Raw genomic sequence first — 17852 nt, 5'->3', positions numbered from 1 at the left:
CGCTAGAAAAGCTCCTGCTGAGAAGACGTCAGAGTGACGAAATCTGCTCCGAGGGGGATCAAGATCGAGTCGGCAATCGGTTTGATCTGTTTCGCCAGATAGTGCTCGTAATCGATGCGTGAACGGCGGCTTTCCAAAGGCTCAGGGCCATTCCTGGTCATGACGTATTGGATCCAGCCGCCGTTCTGGTACTGCCTGGGTCGCTCCATGCGATCGTTGTACTCATCGGCAATGCGAGCGGCTCGGACCTGTGGCGGCACATTGGCCACGTAGGCATCCAGGCGATGTCGCAGGCGCTTGCGGTAGATGAGCAGATCATCCTTCTTGCCCGCCAACGTCGAATGGGCGTACTCGATAACGAACTCGCGGTAGGGGGCGCCTTGGAAGACGCGCGAGAGCAAGCCCTCCTGGAACTGCCGAGCCAGCGGTGTCCAGTCGCTTCGCGCCATTTCAAGGCCACGGTAGATCATCGATTCGTTTCCGGCGGCATCTACACTCAAGCCGGCATAGCGCTTCTTGCTGCCGACGTCCGAGCCGCGGATGGTGGGCATGAAGAACTTCTTGTAGTACGTGTCGAACTCGATCTCAAGAAAGCTCTGCAGGCCTTGCTCTTGGTGCAGGGTTTGAGTCCACCACGCGTTGATGTCCTGGGCCAGCTTGGCAGCCACGGCATATGCCTCTGCGGTGGTATGGGTCCTCTTGAGCCAAATAAAGATGGAGTCCGTGTCTCCATAAATAACTTCGTATCCGCGCTCTTCGACCAGATCCCTTGTGAGCTTCACCATTTCGTGGCCACGTAAGGTAATGGCTGAGATCAAATCCGGATTGAAGAATCTGCATTCCGACGCGCCCAGCACCCCAGCGAACGAGTTCATCACCAGCTTGAGCGCTTGCGACAGTGGTTCGTTCCTGGCGCGTTTGGCCTCATCCCGAGCCTGCCAGAGGGTGGTCACGATTTCCGGAAGACAGTGTTTCTCGCGAGAAAATAGCGTGCCCCTCGGGCCTTTGATCAAAAGCTCGGAAGAGCCCGCATGTCGACCTTCGACCAAACCCACGGGGTCAACGAGGAAGGTGCGGATGATTGATGGATAGAGACTCTTGTAGTCCAGAACCACGACGGAGTCGTAGAAGCCAGGCTTGGAGTCCATGACGTAGCCGCCGGGGGAGGACTTTCCTTGCACATCGCCCACGTTGGGCGCGACATACCCCATGCGGTGCATGCGTGGCAAATAGTGATGGCTGAATGCCGCAATGGAGCCACCGAACTGATCGAGCTGCAGGCCCGTGGTGTGGGCGCGCTCCATCGCAAACTGCAGCAGCTTCGCCTTTTCGAAGATTCGTAGAACCAGCTCGCAGTCGCGTATGTTGTAGGCTGCAAGAGCGGGTTTGTCTAGCTGGTAGCGCCGCTCGATTTCCGCCATCTTGTCGTACTCGTCCCTGATGTCTTTGCCTTCGCCCAGAAGCTCTTGCGCGACGTTCTCGAGGCTGAACGACGGGAAGCTCCAGGCGGCGGCCCTGAGCGCTTCGATCCCGTCAACGACAACTCGTCCTGGCATGGGGGCAAACAGGTAGCCTTGTTTGCCGGGATGAGTTCGCCATGCAATGGGCTTGCGCTCGCGTCCCAGGAGTAGCGGTGTTGCACATTCGTCTGCAGTTTTTTGCAGCACACGAAGGTCGAACTGAATGACATTCCATCCAATGATGACGTCCGGATCGTTGCGTGCAAACCAGTCGTTGAGCTTGTCAATCATGGCTTTGCGTGTTGTGCAATGAATCAGCTCGAAACCAGGCGTTTTTTCGGGTTTGGCAGGAGGTTCACCCAGCATGAAAACGACGCGCTCCACCATGCCATCCAATGCGATCGAATAAAGATCTTGGTGCTGACTGGTCTCGATGTCCAATGACACGACCTTCAGAATCGGCCGGAAATCGGGGGCAGGGACAAGCTTGCAGTTCACCAGCGCCGCATGGTCTGTCCGGCCGCCTTGCAGAGTGACGCCCGCCGTGATGAAGCGCTCCATCAAGTAGCGCTCATGTGGACGAACATCGGCTTCCAGCAGGGGGATGCCTAGTTGCTGGAGAGTGCGTGCAAGTCGCCGTAATTGACGGAAGCTTTTGACATAGACACCCAGGACAGGCTCTTGCTGAAAACTCTTCAGGCCCAGTTCCCGCAATTGCACTCCAGTCAGGGACGAGAGCTGCGCTTCTAGCGCTTTTCTGTGCCGGGCCTCTACGAAAGCCACAGATTTCTGAGCAGCCAGGAGGACCTTCAGGGGGCCGCTATCCGTTGCCAACCAGTACTCGAGCTCGACGCCCGCAGGCGTGTCTCGCCAATTGCGGGTAAGGATGAAGCCCTGGCGTTCTGGAGATAGCACGAAAGATGAAGTCAAGCGAATGTGAGCGTCTCGAACCGGAGTTCAAGGCCCTGGCGGTGTGTGATGACATGAGCTTGCAGAGCAAGCCACGGGCTTCGAAAGAGGCGCCCATGAAATGATACCCAGCAATCATGAGCACGTTTTTCCAACAGAGCCACGTCAACCGCAATCCAGGTGTTGTGCGGATCCAAAGCGGATGGAGCAAATAGATGGAGTGACGCCAATGCTTCGTGAGGGCTGAAAGCCGTCATCAAGTGATTGCCAAGCGATGGCTGCTCATATCGATAGCAGGTATTGTGAGAGGCGTGGTCTGCAAGAGGCGTGGCCTGGAATTCTGCTCTACAGCCGAAAACCATCACTTGCTCACTAAGTCGGTTCGCCAAGAGCTCAATGCACGGTTCAGCAACGGGCGTCGACAGTGTATTTAGCGGGCCATTGCAGCACAATGAGCGCGCTCTAGTGCAAATTGCACATGGGCATCGATGCCCAGACCTTCCAGGTGCCGGCCCTTTCCGTCACCTCCAACAATGTCAGCGGTGCTGAAGTAGTTGTTGGCGCAGATCCTGGTAAGGGAGTCATCTGCTTAGCAGAACGGGCGATGGAGCCGATGACGCCGCTGATGCCGATGACGCTCATCGTCATGAGGGAGAGCAGCATCACATCCATCATTCCCACGGAAAAGAATGCCTGGATGTTCAGATGCCTTTGCACATCGCAAGGCGACGATTGCCGCATGTCGTAGCGTCGGATGCAAGCCAAGGAGAAGCCGAAGAGGGTATCTCCGGTGCAGCTTGGTCGGGACCAAGCTGCATTTCATCAGCTAATCGGCTGAGAGGTTGATGTCGCGTGATTAGAGCGACGGTTCGGCAAGGCCCTCAATAGTGCCTGGCCGGACCGGGCAGGGTTCAGGCAATCAGCGCACGGGTCAGCAGATCGACTCCTGCCAGGAAGTCGCCGATGTCCATGGCCTCATGCGGATTGTGAGAGCCATTTTCGTTGCGAATGAAGACCATGGCCGACGGCACGCCTGCATTGGCAAACACTGCTGCATCATGGCCGGCACCGCTTGCCATGCGCTCCAGCTTCATGTCTTGCTCAGCGGCTGCTTCCAGACGGTTCAGCCAGCTTGCATCCATGGTGGCAGGCTCCGTGAACAGGCGCTCGTCGAACTCGAAACGCACGCCGCGGGCGCGCTCTATGGCCTGGCACTCTTCGCGCATCAGGGTATAAAAGCGCTCCAGCGTCTGGGTGTCCTGGCTGCGTACCTCGAAGCTGAAGGCCACTTCGCCGGGAATGACGGAAACTGCATGCGATTGAGCCGAGGTGGAGCAGATGCCCGTGGTCATCACCATGTCCATGCCCATCTGCAGCAGCACGCGCCAGTGTTCGTCCATGCGCGACAGCAGCTCTGCAACCGCCAGCAATGCATCCTTGCGCAGCCAGCGCGGCACGGCACCCGAGTGGCCGGTTTCGCCGATGCAGCGGATCAGGTTGTGGCGGATGTTGCCGCGGATGCCTGTAACCAGGGCCACCGGCCAGCCCCGATTGACCATGACCGGACCCTGCTCTATGTGCAGCTCCAGATAGGCCGATACATTCGCGAGATCGAGCAGCGGCTCGGCGCGTTGAATGGCGTCGATATCGGCGCCGCAGCGCGACATGGCCTCGCCGAGCACGCCTGCGCCATCGCGGTGCGGGCGTTTCAAGGTGGCGGCGGGCAGCTTGCCCAGCAGGGACAGAGAGCCAAGGTAGGCCTTGCCGTACCAGGCGCTTTCCTCGCCGCGCAGGGCCAGAACGCGCAGTGGCGGAGCCTGTTCGTGGCGGCCGCGCAGCTGAAGCAGCATCAGCATGCCGGCGACAATGCCTGCCAGTCCGTCGAAGTTGCCGCCCTGTGGCACGGAATCGGCATGCGAGCCGACCACGACGTAGGGCTCCGTCCGGGTCTCCTCTGGCAGGCTCAGCCACAGGTTGCCGGCTCGATCCCATTCATGACCCAGGCCCAGATCTGCGGCCCGGTCCTCAAGTATGCGCAGCGCGGCTGTCTCGCCTTCGCCATAGCTTTCACGGGTGACGCCAAGGCCGTCACGGGTGGCATCGCGAATTTCAGACAGCAGGGCTTGCGCCAGTGCGCTGGTATCCGTCATGGTGTTGCAGGCCATCATGCTCCGCTACCTCCATGTCGGATGGACCAGTCCACAGGCGAGGCCGAGAAGTCCGCCAGCGTGGCCTTTTGCTCGGCACTGAGCTGTCCGCTCGCCAGCAGCGCTTCATGCAGCTGATTCCAGGTCGCCAGTGCATGCAGGGACAAGGCGTGATCGGCCAGCGTGCCAGCCTGGGGGGCATACAGCGCATAGTCGAGCAGAACCAGCACGTCCTCGACCACGGGGCCGGCGCGGCGCAGGGCGGCAACCGTCCCGGCCTTGGAGCGACCATCGGTGGTGACGTCATCCACCAGCAGGACCTTGGCATCGGCAGGTAGGCGGCCTTCGAGCTGGGCTGTGATGTCCCAGCCGACAGGGCGCTTGCGCAAATAGAGCATGGGCAGCTCCAGTCGCTCGGCCAGCCATGCCGAAAAGGCAATGCCCGAGCTTTCTGTTCCCACGATGGCATTGATGCCGCGGGCGGCAATCAGTGGCCGCATGCAGCGGGCTGCGATGTCCATGATTTCGCTGCGCAGAGCGACATCGGACATCAGGACCTGGGCATCCACATAGACGGGGCTGGCCCAGCCCGAGGTGTAGATGAACGGTTGATGCGAAGCAATACGTACAGCGCCGAGGCCGACCAGGGCCTGGGCAACGCGTGGCGCGTCGGAAGCGGAAAGAAGCATGAGCGTGTGTGTTTGCAAAGTGGGCATGTTAAGTAGGCAGGCCTGCGGCAAGAAGTGGCTAAAATTCCTCAAGCCGTTCCAAAACGTGATGGCTTGAGCTGCGCGTCTGGGTGTTGAGCGCTGCGTCCTGTCTGAAATTCCTGGCTGCGCTTCCGAGCGCCTGCTTGTCATCGCCCCATGTCCGACTTCACTTCGCCGCGTAGCTTTCTGCGCCAGATAGACCTTTCATCGCTGGATCTGTTCGTGCTGATCTGCGAGCACGGCAGTATTGCGCGGGCGGCCGAGCAGGGCGGCATGGTCGCCTCGGCGGTCAGCAAGCGTGTCGCCGAACTGGAATCCCTGGCCCGCACTCCCTTGCTGCTGCGCCATGCCCGCGGGGTGCGCCCGACCCCTGCTGGAGAGTTGCTGCTCGAGCATGCGCGCACGATTCTTCTGGGTGTCGAACACCTGCGCGACGACCTTGGCGAATATGCGCGGGGCGTACGTGGGCTGGTGCGCCTCAGTGCCAATGCTTCGGCCGTGGAGCAGTTCTTGCCCGAGGATATTGCTGCCTTCGTGAAGCATCATCCCGACATCCGCATCGATCTGCGTCAGGCAACCAGTCGCTCGGTAGCGCGCGCCGTGCGCGATCACATGGCCGATCTGGGGGTCTGCAGTCCCAGTGATGAAGTCGAGGGGCTGGAGTCCATGCCGTACCGGCATGAACGTATGGTGCTGATCATGCCCAACGACCACGCTCTGGCCCGGCATCAGGAGCTGGCCTATGAAGAAGCCCTGGACTACGCCCAGATCGGTTTGCGCGACAGCAGCATCGTTCAGGAGGTGCTCAATCAGCAAGCCCGCGCCGGCCGACGCATGCTGCGCCAGCGCATCGAGGTCGACAGCCTCAGTGCCATGTGCCGAATGATCGAATGCGGGCTGGGTGTCGGCGTCATGCCCGAAGGCGCATACCAGAGACTGGGCGAGGCTCGCGCTTTGCATGCGGTGCCGCTGACCGATGCCTGGGCGGAGCGCAGCCTCAAGCTGTATGCCAATAGCTTTGCCGATCTGCCTGCACCGGCCAGACATTTTGCACAGGCACTGATGCCGAAGGAGTGAGGCAGAGCGGATTGAATGAAGCAATATGGGCGCTGCTTGCCTGTCTTGGCTGGGGCCACTTCAGCCGGTCAAGGCCGATGTCTGCTATTGCGTGCCTGCAAAACTATGGGCAAGTGATGCAGATAGCTTGCACGGCCCCAGCACGTCGATTTGTGGATGACTTCTGAGCGAATCGCCGCCAGGTCTCAGCTTTTCTTTGCAGCCCACAGATGCTGCGCCCACATGCCGGCCAGCATGGCGGCGACAAACAGCCAGACTTGCGGTGTGAGGGTCGCCAGATTCATCAGCGCCGGGCCGGGGCAAAAACCTGCCAGCCCCCAGCCTATGCCAAACAGGGCTGAGCCTGTCAGCAGCTTGCGATCAATGACGGTGCTGGTGGGCAGTTGCATGGGCTCGCCCAACAAAGCGGTCTTGCGGCGCTTGGCCCAGGTGAAGGCAATCAAGCCAACGGCGATGGCTCCGCCCATGACGAAACCCAGCGAAGGATCCCATCGACCGAAAAAATCCAGAAAGTTCTGCACCTTGGCGGGGTTGCCCATACCCGAAAGAATCAGACCCAGGCCAAATACCAATCCGCAGAGCAAGGCAGCAATATTGATGATCATGATGTTCTCCTTGCAGGCTCAAGCAATGACATGGCGCATCACGAACACGGTGATGGCGCCCGTGGCGATAAACGTCACCGTAGCGGCCAGAGAGCGCGGTGACAGGCGCGACAGGCCGCACACGCCGTGGCCGCTGGTGCAGCCCGAGCTCATGCGCGTGCCAAAGCCCACCAGCAGGCCGGCGGCAATGATGACTGCCGGGCTGGAAGGCAGCTGCATGGCTGGCAGCGGGGCAAACAGCGACCAGACCAACGGCGCGGCAACCATGCCCACGATGAATGCCAGGCGCCAGCCCCACTGCTTGATGGCGGACCAGGTCGGCAATTGCAGCAAGGCCCCGACAATGCCGCTGATGCCGGCCACGCGACCCAGCAAGACAATGAGCAGGGCTGCGGACAGGCCGATCAGCAGGCCACCGGCCAGCGATGTCCAGGGCGTGAATTCACTCCATAAGATATTCATGTTGTCTCTCCTGTTTGGCAGAACAATTGATACAAGGTTTGCATCAGCTCAAGGGCGCGGACATCGGCCAGCTGATACCAGATGAATTTGCCTTCGCGGCGGGTGGTGGCCAGACCCTCACGCCGCAGAATGCCCAGTTGCTGGGACAGGGTCGGCTGGGACACGCCTGTCAGTTGCTCCAGCTCGCCCACGGTGCGCTCTTGCAGGGAGAGCTGGCACAGCAGCAGCAGTCGGTCTTCATTGCCCAGCAGCTTGAGCATGGCCACAGCTTCACCCGCATGGGTTCGCATGGCATGCAAATCCAGCGTGGACTGTGCTTGGTCAAAGGTTGATGAGTTCACGGTTTCGCTTTTCAAAATATTTTCATATATTATATAAAAAAGTAAACTAGTTGGTGTACTTCAGTGTTTCGGGTACATCGTTTTAGGAGTCGCCATGTCAACCAATGTGATGCATATCGAGCCGTTTTTTGATACAGTAACCGGCACTGTGAGCTATGTTCTGGCCGATACGATCAGTGGCCAGGTCGCAGTGATCGACCCGGTGCTGGATTTCGAGCCTAAATCCGGCACCCTGAGCAGCCGTTCCGCGGACAAGCTGATCGACTATGTGCGAGGCAATGGCTGGCAGCTGCAGTGGATTGTGGAAACCCACGCCCATGCGGATCATCTCTCCGCAGCCCAGCATATTCGCCATCATCTGGGCGGCAAGGTGGCGATCGGAGCCCATATCTGCGATGTGCAGGCCGTGTTTCGCAAGATCTATCACTTCGAGCGCAGCTTCTTGCCCGACGGCAGCCAGTTCGACCATCTGGTGCAGGATGGCGAACGTCTGCCGCTGGGGCAGCTGGAGTTGCTGGCCATGCATGTGCCCGGCCATACTCCTGCCGATATGGCCTACCGTGTGGAGGATGCCGTGTTTGTAGGCGATACCCTGTTCATGCCCGATGTGGGCACGGCACGTGCCGACTTTCCCGGCGGCGATGCGGCGACGCTCTATCGTTCGATTCGGCGCATTCTTGAACTACCTGAGCAGACCCGCATCTTTGTCTGCCACGATTACCCGCCGGCGGGGCGCAAGCCGTGTTGGCAGACCACGGTGCAGGCCCAGCGCAGCGGCAACATCCATGTGCATGATGGCATCAGCGAAGCTGAGTTCGTGCAGATGCGCACTGCCCGCGACGCCACGCTGGAGATGCCCACGCTGATTCTGCCCTCAGTGCAGGTCAATGTGCGTGCCGGCAAGCTGCCGCCTGCACAGGACGATGGCCGCACCTATATTCAGCTGCCCATCAATGCCTTTGCCAAGAATGGGCAGCTTCCGCAGGGCCTGCAGCAGTGATTAATGCACTGTGCTGCTCTGACTGACGCTGGGCTCGCGTGCGCTGTTCAGCTCATTGAGCTTGAGCTGCAGGCGCACCATGTGCTCGGCATAGACCAGCACTTCCTGCGTGGGCAGAGGCTTGGCGACACGGCGGGCATAGACGTTCAGCGCCCCCTGGGCCACCTCGGGGTCGTCGCTGTCTGCGTACCAGGCCCAGTCGGCCAGATGCGAGGCCAGCTCCGGGTTGCGGTCGGCCAAGGCTGTGGCACGCCGAATCACCTGCCTGGCACCGCCGGCCAGCTGCACGATTTCTTTGGCCTCATGGGCCAGGGGCGCTGGGCGCCAGTGCGATGGAATATCGTCCCACCAGCCGCTGTACTCGCTGACCACCATGCGGCCGATGTCCTTGGCAGACACATATAGCTCGCGTGCATCGCTTCGCCCGGCCAGCTCCGGCGGCAGTGCGACCTTGTCAATCACCAGATCACGGCGCTCGCCGCTGTTCAGGCCTGCCACCACCTGCCTGGAGATGCTGTCCAGCATCTGGGCCTGGGCGGGCAGTCGGTCCTGAATTTCCTCGTGCTTGGTGATGGCCGGGCCATGCGCCGGCAGCAGCAGCTCGGGCTTGAGTGCAGCCATGTCGCGCAGGGCCTGGGCCCACTCCTCGGGGTAGCGCTGGCGTCGCTTGCCGTTGCCTGCATTGGGCAGAAAACCCTGGAAATAATCCGCGCTGGCCACGATTTTCCGGCCTGGAACGGCAACCCATATCTGGTCTTCGGTCTCGCCGCGCGCATGGGTCAGCACAAAGTCTTCGCCGCCAATTTTGAGTGTGGTCTTGTCCCTGAAAGTCTGGGTGGGCCGAACTGCATCTGCCCAGGTGCGCGGCACGTCGGCTACGCTTTGCTGGTTGTTGCGCGCGATCAGACCGTTGCTGCGCATGTCCAGCTCCATCTGGGAGATGAAGCGCTGCTCGGTCACTACACGCGGCTTCTGATCCATCAGCGCCCAGGCGCCAAAGGCGTGGTCGGCATGAAAGTGCGTGAGGATGACGGTGTGCAGCGGCTTGTCGCTGAGCTTGCTCAGCGCCTCGGCCAAGGCCGGGCCTGCAGGTGCGTAGCCGCTATCGACCAAGACCAGGCCTTCGTCGGTCTCGAAGACCACCACATTGACGATGGGAAAACGCAGCAGCCAGGTGCGTGGAGCCACAGCCTCGACTTTGAGCCTGGCTCGGGCATCTGCAATGGCGTTCTGATCGGTTCGGCTGTACATGCTGTTGGCCACTGCATACGACAGCTCGGTGCCAAAGCCACCGCCTTCCATGATGGAGCTGACCATCTGCGGATTGGCCTTGAACACCTGGGCGCGGGCAGCAAGCACGGCGGGGCTTTTCGCTCCTGAACCTCCGCGATCATCCTGATCGTGGGCGCTGGCCGTGCCCGGACCGAGCGGGCTCAGTGCCAGGGCCGTGACAAAGGCGTATCGGGAGAGCCGAGATATTTTTTTCATGTTTGCCATCACTGCATTCATTGGGGGCTGATTCGTTGAACCGGCTCCAGGATCCACGAAGGGTCTTGCACCTCGGGCCAGGGCTGGTAGGCGCGGGCCATCAGATAGAACAGGTTCTTCTCGGGCGTGGGCAGCCAGTTGGCACGCTTTTCAGGGCCCGGGTCTGTGGGCTGCAACCAGATGTCCAGGCTGCCGTCGGCGTTGAACTTCATGCCCTTGGTGCGGTCGCCAATGGAGTAGCGGTTGATGGGGTTGTCCACCATGTACTGGCCTCCGGTCACAAACTCATAGAGGGAGATGGACCAGAAGGCATCGGAGGGCAGGCGACCTTGGGGCAGATGTAGGCGGTAAGCCTGTCCCTTGCCGAGCGCCTGATTGTTGCCGTCCACACTGGCAGCGAAATAGGTGGCTTCTGCTGCGGTCAGCCCAAGAATGCCGCCCGACATGGCTGCCGATTGGGCACGCATGGCGTAGTTTGTGCCAAAGCCGTCCGGCAGGCGATAAGGAGTCCAGCCGTTTCTGCGTCCAGGCTCAGCCGTCTTGCGGTCGGCATTCAGGCGATTTTTGAGTTCGTTTTTCTCGATCTCGGGTGCCAAAGCCCGCCAGCGCTGCTGCACGGCCTCGGGCAGCTTGTCCCAGCTGCAGGCCTTGCCGCAGATGCCCACGCTGGCAAAGCGCTGCAGCAGTGCTTGCTCTGCGGCGGGCGGTGGGTTGCGCACCAGGGCCTCATTGCTCACATCGACAAAGAGGCTCCAGTCCTGGGCTTGCGGCTTGATCTTCGGGCTCTCTTCGTGGGACTTGAGCACAGGCTCCATGCGAAACCCATCCTGTACTGCATGGGCGGTCTTGAGGTCATCTTCACCGGTGACCAGCACGCGCAGATTCAGATAGACGTCCCGCGTGGGCGCGCGCACGATCTGGTCGACCTGCGGGATCTTGCCGCTCCAGCGCGGGCCGACCAGGGCCACCTTGCGTGCCTTGGTGCCGCCAATACGCCGGCCCACGTAGGAGAAGGTGTTGAGGTCTGCCCCGATCATGGCGATCACGTAGTAGCGGCCATGGGTTTCGGGCAGGGACAGCACCAGGGGAGACTTTTCGAGATCCAGCCAGGCGGTGGAGTAGAAGGTGTCGCGAATCGGGCCGTTGGCCCAGCGGTCCTTGGGCGTGGCCAGGTGGCGCGAGTGGCGGAAGTGGTTGAGCGTGGTGGCGGTGGGCGAGTCCTTGACCTCCAGGGCTTCATGTCGCATTTTCATGAATTCCTGATAGGGGTAGGCATAGAGCATGGCCTCACGGATCAGGCTGTCCAGAGCCTGCTCTTCGGTGGCAGCGGGCGTCTGGGCATGGGCCATGCCCAGGCAAAGGCCCAATGCAGCAGCCGCCATGGCGCGCAGCCCGGCGCGGTTCAACTTTGACATGTGATGGAAATGGTGTGTTGGTGGTGATGGCCGGGGCCGGTGGCTTCTTCCAGCCCGGTCCGGTTCTTTCTGCGGCGAGCACCGCATGCAGCGCGTGCTGGCCGCTCCTGGGGGAACAGGCCGCTCAGGTGCCGGCGTTGCGCGTGGCTTCAGGGGTGAACATGGAGGGATTCATGTCCCCCTTGTTGAGCACGGGGCCCTTGGGGCGCTCCTGGAACAGGTTGTAGGCCACATAGCCGCCGCCAATCAGGTCGTGGTAGAAGGCCGTGCCTGCATGCCAGGCGTTGGAGTCGAACGCGTAGTAGTAATTGATGAGGCCTTGCTGCCACAGATTGCCGCGTGCATCGTAGAAGTCGCTCATCACGGCGTGGCCGGTGTCTTCATCAAGGAAAAGCACGCGCTTGCCATAGAGATGGCGATAGCCTTCCTTGAGCGTGGCTTCCAGCACCCAGACGCGGCGCAGTTCGTAGCGCATGTAGTCGGGGTTGGCATGGCCGGGCTTGAGCAGGTCGGCGTACTTCACGGTATTGGCGTGAATCTTGTACGCGTTGGCGGGAATGTAGATTTCCTTCTTGCCCAGATTCTTCCAGTTGTAGCGCTCGGGCGAACCATTGAAGAGACGGTCGGAGTCAATCGTCATCTTGGCGCCCACGCCGCCCCCCATGGGCTGGTCAAAACCGTACTCGGGAATCTGGCGCACCCGGCGTGTGCCCGGGTCATAGCTCCAGCCCAGGCGCTTGTCCTTGCCGAAGTTGACCGGCTCCCGGCTGACGCTGACCCCGCCTTTCTCGCGCTCGGGCAGCTTGACCGCATTCATGCCCTGGGCCATGGTGCCTTCCAGCGGCTTGCCTGCCTGCTCGGGGGAGTTCAGCAGGCTCATGCTGCGGTTGTCGGCGCGGCCGAAGACGGTGGAGCCATCCTGCATCACATAGGCGTTGTCACGCAGTGTGTGTTCGGTGAATGAGCGCAGCGGAAACAGGTTGTTGAAGGCCAGCTCCATGCCGGTCTTGGGGAAGGGGAAGGGGATTGCCCCTTTGACCGCGTTGTCGGCACCCATTCCGTCGGCGCTGATCACGGCGTTCTGCGCATTGACTTTGGCCGAGGCACAGGCAAAGTCCGGATAGCGGAAGTCGCGGTGGCCCGGATACACGGGAATGCTGAAGGTCTTGGGGTAGCGCGCAAACATGGCCTTCTGGCCCTCGGTCAGGTTGGCGGCGTACTGGGCCGCATTCTCGGCCGTGATGGAGAACAAGGGCTTTTCACTGGCATAGGGGTCCACCGGGTGCTGACCCGTATGCGGCGTGTACTGAATTCCAGGCGGCGTTCCCAGCCATTTGCCGGTGTATTCGGGCACGCCGCTGGCAGTGCCGGCCTTTTCGGCTCCGATACAGGTCAAGGACTTGCCCAGCTTTTCAATGTCTTCGGGGCTGCCTTTGGCGGCGGCTGTACCAGCCATGACGCTGGTCACGGTCAGTGCGATCAGGGCGCGGTAGCTCACGTTGCTTTCCATCACGATTCCTCAAAGATGTATGTGTGCAGCATTTGCACTATCGATCTGCCCGCGAATCGGGCCAAGGTCTAGTCCAAGACAGCTAGTCACTGGCTTGGCGCCTGTCGATGAATTCAATGTTCAAGCGAGCTTTGCGGCTCACCATCACGCGTTTGGACTAGCCCTTAAGGCCTAGCGAAGTCGCCTCAGAGACAGACTGCTGCTCCAGCCCCGCGCCGAATCGATCAGGCAAGGGAAAACCTGTGGTGTCCGACCTCGGGAAAACCAAGATGAAAATGCGCTTGAGGGAGGGCCGGCGTGGTGCTTTTGAAAGCGAAAGGCCGCCATGGGCCGGGCGACCTAGGCCGCAAGGACTAGCCCTGTCTGAAGACCCAGGTGGCGAAGTGCCTGCTTTGTTGTCAGGCCTTGCCGGTGCTTGGCTCAGCTGCCGGGCATGCCAAACAGGTCATGCGCATCCAGCAGGGCCCAGGCAATCTCGGGCCTGCGCTCCAGCCCCTTGCGGATCGCGGCGGGAATGCTCTGGCGCGTTTTGCGGCATAGACCGGGCATGTCGCCGAGGTCGATCTGGATGCCGCGCATGGTGCGCACCTCGTTGTTGCCGGGGGTGATGCGTATCTCCAGACCCAGGAGCGTGTGAATGCGCTGCTGCATATGCTCAAGATCGACCAGGCTGCTGATGCTCTCCAGGCGTTGCAGCAGCTTTTTCTCTTCCTCGCGCGTGAGCTGCAGAATGCGCAGATCCGAACCCGGCGTGCCAAGCAGCAGTTCGCGCCGGCAGTCGCAGGCACCGGGCGGGCATTCAACACGGATGGGCAGGGGGGGCGGCTGCATAGGGCGGCAGAGAAAACCAGGGGCAGATGCCAGCATGCTAAGGCCTGCAAGGCCGTGCCGCCAGTGGGGACAGGCCCGGGCAAGGCCTGCGTTGGATGGCGTGCTGGCGGCGCCATAAGTGAATTCACTTGTCCCAGTTGCTCTCAGGTTTGCCTAGACTCAGGCATTATTGAGGGTTACTACTAAAAGTAGGCTGGCTTGATCTGCCGGCCTCTACCAGAACGAAGGCCTGCATTGCCCGCTGCCCAGCAGCGCTGCAGCTGGGATGGGATCAATCACTTTTTATAGCGTCAAGCGCATTATTCATGCGTGATTCGCAGTATTTTTCATGATAGAAATTCGGGATTTATCCCTGACATACCAAGGCCCCAAGGGCCCGGTGCACGCCTTGCGTGGCATCAATCTGGAAATCGCTTCGGGCGAGGTGTTCGGCATCATCGGCCGCTCCGGCGCGGGCAAAAGCTCTCTGGTGCGCTGCCTGAATCTGCTCAACCGCCCCTCGGACGGCAAGGTCATCGTCAACGGACGCGACCTCATGCAGCTGTCCGACGCCGAGCTGCGCGCAGCGCGCCGCGACATCGGCATGGTGTTTCAGCACTTCAACCTGCTGTCGTCCCGCACCGTGTATGACAACGTGGCCCTGCCGCTGGAGCTGGCCGGTATTTCCAAGGACGAGATCTACCAGCGCGTGACGCCGCTGCTGGAGCTGGTGGGTCTGGATCATCTGGCCGACCGCTATCCGGCACAGATTTCCGGCGGCCAGAAACAGCGCGTGGGCATTGCCCGGGCGCTGGCCAGCAACCCCAAGGTGCTGCTCAGCGACGAGGCCACTTCGGCGCTGGACCCCGAAACCACGCGCTCCATTCTGGATCTGCTGCGCAAGGTCAACCGCGAGCTGGGCGTGACCGTGGTGCTGATCACCCACCAGATGCTGGTGATCAAGCAGATTGCCGACCGCGTGGCCGTGATCGACGGTGGCGAGATTGCCGAGCTGGGGCCCGTGATCGATGTCTTCACCCGCCCTCAGCAGACGATCACCAAGAGCCTGATTGACGAAATCGTGCCCCAGCAACTGCCCGAGTCGGTGATGAAGCGCGTGAACCAGCTGGCCGCCCAGCTGCAGCCCGGCCAGCAAGGCCAGCTGCTGCGCCTGTCCTATGCGGGCGAGAGCGCCTATCAGCCGATTCTCTCGCACCTGATTCGCGAGCTGGGTCTGGATCTGTCGATTCTGCACGGGCAGATCGACGAGATCCAGGAGCAGACCTTTGGCTCGCTGGCGGTGTACGCCAGCGGCGAGGCCGCCAAGATTGATGCTGCCGTGGAGCACCTGCGTGCCAGCGGTGTGCAAGTGCAGATCGTGTCCAGCAAGGATTGAGAGCGATGTTTGAGAATTTTTCGGAAATGATGCTCCAGCTGTTGCTGGATTCCTTCTGGGAGACGCTGATCATGGTCGGCATCTCGGGCCTGATCGGCGGTCTGATCGGTATTCCGCTGGGCGTCTTCCTGCGCCTGACCGACCATGGCGGCATCTTGCAGAACGGCCCGGCCAACAAGGTCGTGGGCTGGATCGTGAATGCGCTGCGCTCCACCCCCTTCATCATCTTGCTGGTGGCCATCATTCCGCTGACGCGTCTGATCACGGGCTCCTCCATCGGCACCTGGGCGGCCGTGGTGCCGCTGACGATTGCGGCGGCGCCGTTTGTGGCTCGGCTGGTGGAGACCGCCTTGCGCGAGGTCGATGGCGGGCTGATCGAAGCGGCCCAGTCCATGGGTGCGACCACCGGCCAGATCGTCTGGAAGGTGCTGCTGCCCGAGGCGCTGCCCGGCATCGTCGCGGGCCTGACCATCAGCTTCGTCAGCCTGACCGGCTACTCGGCCATGGCAGGTGCCATTGGCGGCGGCGGCCTGGGCGACCTGGGTATCCGCTACGGCTACCAGCGCTTTCTGCCCGACGTGATGCTGGTTGTGGTGATCATCCTGATCTTCTTTGTGCAGGCCATTCAAAGCCTGGGTGACTGGGCCGTGCGACGCCTGAGCCATCGCTGAGCAGCAGTGAACATTACCAAAAATTAAGAAAAGGGTTGCTGCCCGGAAACAGGCTGCCCCCTCTAAAATACAAGTTCAAAATTTTTTGAAAGGCCGCTCGTGCTCAAAAGCGGCCATGATTTTTTCTGGGTAGATAACAGCAAATGATGGATGGTTTGATTACCGGCCGACTGACCGGCGTCCCCGAGAGTCGCGTAGACCGCAACCGCCGCCCCTATATGGTGGCCCGCATGCGAGCCAATGCCGGCGATGGCTCCTCGATTCCCGTGAATATCGTCGCTTTTGACAATGCACCCTGCGCCGTGCTGCGCAGTCTCTCCGAAGGCGATGCGATTGCCCTGCGCGGCAGCTTCACGCCCAAGGTCTGGATCGACAGGCAGGACGAGTCCCACGCCGTGCTCGACGTGGTGGCCCAGCAGGTGCTGGCAGCGCCCACGATGTCCGATCTTTGACAGCCTGCGCATGCAGACAAGCCCGCCACCGTGAAGGAGCGGGCTTTTTTGTGGGCGTCTGGGTTGTCGCATGCAACCCGGTGGGGCTTGCATTGCCAATCTGTAGTTTGCATCTGAGCAATCTGTCTAAGAAACAGCGCTCTGGCACATGAAACTGACGCTACAGTCTTAGCCACTCTCAATCTTTGGCACAAGGAATCTGCATGTTGAACAAGCGCTCGCTTTTGCGCACCACATTGGCTGTGGCTGCTACGGCCACTCTGGGCTTTGCCGCCCAGGCCCAGGACAAGACCATCAAGATCGGCGTGACCGCCGGCCCTCACGCGCAGATCATGGAAGTGGTCAAAAAGGTTGCTGCCAAGAACGGTCTGAACCTCAAGGTCATCGAGTTCGGCGACTATGTCCAGCCCAATGCGGCGCTGGCCGCCGGCGACCTGGATGCCAACAGCTACCAGCACCGCCCCTATCTGGATGCCCAGATCAAGGATCGTGGCTACAAGATCAGCTGGGTGGCCGACACGGTGAATTTCCCGATCGGCATCTACTCCAAGAAGATCAAGGCTTTGTCCGAGCTTCCCACCGGCGCCAAGTTCGGCCTCCCCAACGACCCCACCAATGGCGGCCGCGCGCTGCTGCTACTGCAGTCGCAGGGTCTGATCAAGCTCAAGGAGGGCGCGGGCCTGAAGGCGACGCCGCTGGATGTGGTGTCCAACCCCAAGAAGCTCAAGTTCGTCGAGCTGGATGCGGCCCAATTGCCGCGTTCGCTGGACGACCTGGAGGCTTCCACCGTCAACACCAATTTCGCGATCTCTGCCGGTCTGAATCCCAAGAAGGATGCGATTGCGCTGGAGTCGGCCAAGAACCCCTATGTGAACATCATGGTGGTGCGCGATGCCGACAAGAATCAGCCCTGGGTCGCCCAGCTGATCAAGTCCTATCACTCCGACGAGGTGCGCCAGTTCATCGACAAGGAGTTCAAGGGCTCGGTCTTCCCGGCGTTCTGATGGCTACCCCCTGAGGCGCTTCGCGCCTTCCCCTGGCCAGGCGTCCCCAGCGGGGACGACAGCCTCGCTGTGCGGCGGCGCTTGCTTGCTGTCGCCTTGCCGGGGTAAGCTTGCTCTTGAGGCATTGAACGAAGCGCTGCACTTGCAGCGCTTTTTTATTGCTCTTTATTGTTCTTTATTGCGCTTTGTTGCTATTTATTAAATAGCTGCTATCGCTTTATGCTATTCGATTTCAGATAGAAAACACCTTGAAATCTATTGCTGGATGGCGCTAGCAGCTCATTTATTTGAGGCGTTTAACTTGGCTTAACCCAAGGGGGAAGACAGCCTCGCTGCGAGGCGGCGCTTGCTTGCTGTCGCCTTGCCGGGGTATGACTGTCCTTGAGGCATTGAAC

Annotated in this window: 17 protein-coding genes; 7 read left to right on the top strand and 10 right to left on the bottom strand. The window is 60.8% G+C overall.

Annotated elements, in window-relative coordinates:
* Nucleotides 1-2: 2 nt before the first annotated feature.
* Nucleotides 3-2390, bottom strand: a complete 2388-nt coding sequence (locus tag QYQ99_RS01525; protein ID WP_302091114.1) for a DNA polymerase II — start codon at nucleotides 2388-2390, stop codon at nucleotides 3-5.
* Nucleotides 2391-2847: 457 nt separating this feature from the next.
* On the opposite strand from QYQ99_RS01525, the gene QYQ99_RS01520 reads away from it, so the two are divergent.
* Nucleotides 2848-3117: a hypothetical protein gene (locus QYQ99_RS01520; protein WP_302091113.1), complete on the top strand. Its 270-nt coding sequence runs from the start codon at nucleotides 2848-2850 to the stop codon at nucleotides 3115-3117.
* Between the two features lie 163 nt (nucleotides 3118-3280).
* Here the strand turns inward: QYQ99_RS01520 and QYQ99_RS01515 are convergent, their stop codons facing one another.
* The gene (locus tag QYQ99_RS01515; RefSeq protein WP_302091112.1) at nucleotides 3281-4537 is read right to left on the bottom strand and encodes a hydantoinase/carbamoylase family amidase; all 1257 of its coding nucleotides are present in this window, start codon (nucleotides 4535-4537) and stop codon (nucleotides 3281-3283) included.
* Nucleotides 4534-5205 carry an orotate phosphoribosyltransferase gene (locus tag QYQ99_RS01510; RefSeq protein WP_302091111.1) on the bottom strand — a complete coding sequence of 224 codons (672 nt, stop codon included), beginning with the start codon at nucleotides 5203-5205 and terminating at the stop codon, nucleotides 4534-4536. The genes QYQ99_RS01515 and QYQ99_RS01510 overlap by 4 nt, the downstream gene beginning before the upstream one ends.
* A 177-nt stretch (nucleotides 5206-5382) precedes the next feature.
* On the opposite strand from QYQ99_RS01510, the gene QYQ99_RS01505 reads away from it, so the two are divergent.
* Nucleotides 5383-6303, top strand: coding sequence for a LysR family transcriptional regulator (locus tag QYQ99_RS01505; protein WP_302091110.1), 921 nt, complete (start codon nucleotides 5383-5385; stop codon nucleotides 6301-6303).
* 185 nt (nucleotides 6304-6488) lie between these two features.
* On the opposite strand, the gene QYQ99_RS01500 is transcribed toward QYQ99_RS01505, so the two are convergent.
* From QYQ99_RS01500 to QYQ99_RS01490, 3 genes are read right to left on the bottom strand one after another with little or no spacing between them, the layout of a single operon-like run.
* Nucleotides 6489-6908 (bottom strand): YeeE/YedE family protein, encoded by a 420-nt coding sequence (locus QYQ99_RS01500; RefSeq protein WP_302091109.1) that lies wholly within the window; start codon nucleotides 6906-6908, stop codon nucleotides 6489-6491.
* 18 nt (nucleotides 6909-6926) lie between these two features.
* Nucleotides 6927-7370 carry a YeeE/YedE family protein gene (locus QYQ99_RS01495; protein ID WP_302091108.1) on the bottom strand — a complete coding sequence of 148 codons (444 nt, stop codon included), beginning with the start codon at nucleotides 7368-7370 and terminating at the stop codon, nucleotides 6927-6929.
* On the bottom strand, nucleotides 7367-7711 hold the full coding sequence (locus QYQ99_RS01490; RefSeq protein ID WP_302091107.1) for an ArsR/SmtB family transcription factor: 345 nt from the start codon (nucleotides 7709-7711) through the stop codon (nucleotides 7367-7369). The genes QYQ99_RS01495 and QYQ99_RS01490 overlap by 4 nt, the downstream gene beginning before the upstream one ends.
* Before the next feature lie 94 nt (nucleotides 7712-7805).
* On the opposite strand from QYQ99_RS01490, the gene QYQ99_RS01485 reads away from it, so the two are divergent.
* Complete coding sequence (locus QYQ99_RS01485) at nucleotides 7806-8711, top strand: MBL fold metallo-hydrolase (protein WP_302091106.1); 906 nt, start codon at nucleotides 7806-7808, stop codon at nucleotides 8709-8711.
* On the opposite strand, the gene QYQ99_RS01480 is transcribed toward QYQ99_RS01485, so the two are convergent.
* The 4 genes from QYQ99_RS01480 to QYQ99_RS01465 all read right to left on the bottom strand — a co-directional run bounded on the left by QYQ99_RS01480 (nucleotide 8712) and on the right by QYQ99_RS01465 (nucleotide 13955).
* Nucleotides 8712-10199, bottom strand: coding sequence for an MBL fold metallo-hydrolase (locus QYQ99_RS01480; RefSeq protein WP_302091105.1), 1488 nt, complete (start codon nucleotides 10197-10199; stop codon nucleotides 8712-8714).
* Nucleotides 10200-10216: 17 nt separating this feature from the next.
* A complete protein-coding gene (locus QYQ99_RS01475) occupies nucleotides 10217-11614 on the bottom strand; it encodes a DUF1254 domain-containing protein (protein ID WP_302091104.1) in 1398 nt (465 codons plus the stop codon).
* Nucleotides 11615-11738: 124 nt separating this feature from the next.
* Nucleotides 11739-13124 (bottom strand): DUF1329 domain-containing protein, encoded by a 1386-nt coding sequence (locus tag QYQ99_RS01470; protein ID WP_302091103.1) that lies wholly within the window; start codon nucleotides 13122-13124, stop codon nucleotides 11739-11741.
* A 420-nt stretch (nucleotides 13125-13544) separates the two neighbouring features.
* The gene (locus QYQ99_RS01465) at nucleotides 13545-13955 is read right to left on the bottom strand and encodes a hypothetical protein (RefSeq protein WP_302093085.1); all 411 of its coding nucleotides are present in this window, start codon (nucleotides 13953-13955) and stop codon (nucleotides 13545-13547) included.
* A gap of 328 nt (nucleotides 13956-14283) precedes the next feature.
* Here QYQ99_RS01465 and QYQ99_RS01460 point away from each other — a divergent pair, with 328 nt between their 5' ends.
* The 4 genes from QYQ99_RS01460 (at nucleotide 14284) to QYQ99_RS01445 (ending at nucleotide 17457) form a co-directional block, all read left to right on the top strand.
* Nucleotides 14284-15330, top strand: a complete 1047-nt coding sequence (locus QYQ99_RS01460) for a methionine ABC transporter ATP-binding protein (RefSeq protein WP_302091102.1) — start codon at nucleotides 14284-14286, stop codon at nucleotides 15328-15330.
* 5 nt (nucleotides 15331-15335) lie between these two features.
* Nucleotides 15336-16001 carry a methionine ABC transporter permease gene (locus QYQ99_RS01455; RefSeq protein ID WP_003055731.1) on the top strand — a complete coding sequence of 222 codons (666 nt, stop codon included), beginning with the start codon at nucleotides 15336-15338 and terminating at the stop codon, nucleotides 15999-16001.
* A 143-nt stretch (nucleotides 16002-16144) separates the two neighbouring features.
* Nucleotides 16145-16453 (top strand): single-stranded DNA-binding protein, encoded by a 309-nt coding sequence (locus QYQ99_RS01450; protein ID WP_302091101.1) that lies wholly within the window; start codon nucleotides 16145-16147, stop codon nucleotides 16451-16453.
* A gap of 203 nt (nucleotides 16454-16656) precedes the next feature.
* Complete coding sequence (locus tag QYQ99_RS01445; RefSeq protein ID WP_302091100.1) at nucleotides 16657-17457, top strand: MetQ/NlpA family ABC transporter substrate-binding protein; 801 nt, start codon at nucleotides 16657-16659, stop codon at nucleotides 17455-17457.
* Nucleotides 17458-17852: the final 395 nt, after the last annotated feature.

Source organism: Comamonas testosteroni, assembly GCF_030505195.1.
GTDB classification, from domain to species: domain Bacteria; phylum Pseudomonadota; class Gammaproteobacteria; order Burkholderiales; family Burkholderiaceae_C; genus Comamonas; species Comamonas testosteroni_G.
This window is presented reverse-complemented; position numbering and strand designations above follow the sequence as displayed.